2 rRNA genes are annotated in these 1,584 nt (G+C 57.1%); both read right to left on the bottom strand.

The features are described 5' to 3' along the window. Positions 1-7: 7 nt before the first annotated feature. Positions 8-124: ribosomal RNA gene (gene rrf, locus FH610_RS42615) — 5S ribosomal RNA — on the bottom strand. A 65-nt stretch (positions 125-189) separates the two neighbouring features. Beyond that, positions 190-1,584 (bottom strand): 23S ribosomal RNA (locus tag FH610_RS44105); the annotation flags it as partial.

Here is a 1,584-nt window from a genome sequence, read left to right as displayed (position 1 = left end):
AAAGATTGTCCGGCGGTGTCCTACTCTCCCACACCGTCCCCGGTGCAGTACCATCGGCGCTGACAGGCTTAACTTCCGGGTTCGGAATGTAACCGGGTGTTTCCCTGCCGCTATGACCGCCGTAACCCCATGAAACACACAACCACACGGTTGCTGTCTCTGAGATCACATAGTGAACGCGAGCAAATTATGGTCAAGTCCTCGGCCTATTAGTACCGGTCAGCTCCACACATTACTGCGCTTCCACTTCCGGCCTATCAACCCCATCATCTCTAGGGGGCCTTACCCACACAAGGTGGTGGGAGACCTCATCTTGAGGCGAGCTTCCCGCTTAGATGCTTTCAGCGGTTATCCCTACCGAACGTAGCCAACCAGCCGTGCTCCTGGCGGAACAACTGGCACACCAGAGGTTCGTCCGTCCCGGTCCTCTCGTACTAGGGACAGCCCCTCGCAAGTCTCCTGCGCGCGCAGCGGATAGGGACCGAACTGTCTCGCGACGTTCTAAACCCAGCTCGCGTACCGCTTTAATGGGCGAACAGCCCAACCCTTGGGACCTACTCCAGCCCCAGGATGCGACGAGCCGACATCGAGGTGCCAAACCATCCCGTCGATATGGACTCTTGGGGAAGATCAGCCTGTTATCCCCGGGGTACCTTTTAGCCGTTGAGCGACACCGCTTCCACACGCCGATGCCGGATCACTAGTCCCAGCTTTCGCTCCTGCTCGACCCGTCAGTCTCACAGTCAAGCTCCCTTGTGCACTTACACTCGACACCTGATTGCCAACCAGGCTGAGGGAACCTTTGGGCGCCTCCGTTACCTTTTAGGAGGCAACCGCCCCAGTTAAACTACCCACCAGACACTGTCCCCCACCCGGATTCACGGGCGCGGGTTAGACGTCCAAAACGACCAGAGTGGTATTTCACCAATGACTCCACGATAACTAGCGTTACCGCTTCCCAGTCTCCCACCTATCCTACACAAGACGCTCCAAACGCCAATGTCAAGCTGTAGTGAAGGTCCCGGGGTCTTTCCGTCCTGCTGCGCGAAACGAGCATCTTTACTCGTACTGCAATTTCACCGGGCCTGTGGTTGAGACAGCGGGGAAGTCGTTACGCCATTCGTGCAGGTCGGAACTTACCCGACAAGGAATTTCGCTACCTTAGGATGGTTATAGTTACCACCGCCGTTTACCGGCGCTTAAGTTCTCACCTTCGCATCCCGAAAGATGCTAAGCGGTCCCCTTAACGTTCCGGCACCGGGCAGGCGTCAGTCCGTATACATCGTCTTACGACTTCGCACGGACCTGTGTTTTTAGTAAACAGTCGCTTCCCCCTGGCCACTGCGACCCCCACCAGCTCACGGAGCAAGTCCGATCACCAGTAAAGGTCCCCCTTCTCCCGAAGTTACGGGGGCAATTTGCCGAGTTCCTTAACCACAGTTCACCCGACCGCCTTGGTATTCTCTACCTGACCACCTGAGTCGGTTTAGGGTACGGGCCGCCGCGACACTCACTAGAGGCTTTTCTCGGCAGCATAGGATCACCCACTTCGCCACAATCGGCTCGGCATCACACCTCAGGGAA

The organism is Microbispora catharanthi, assembly GCF_006334915.2.
Taxonomy (GTDB): Bacteria; Actinomycetota; Actinomycetes; order Streptosporangiales; family Streptosporangiaceae; genus Microbispora; species Microbispora catharanthi.
The sequence above is the reverse complement of the archived record's forward strand: the minus strand, read 5'-3'. Positions and strand labels throughout refer to the sequence as shown.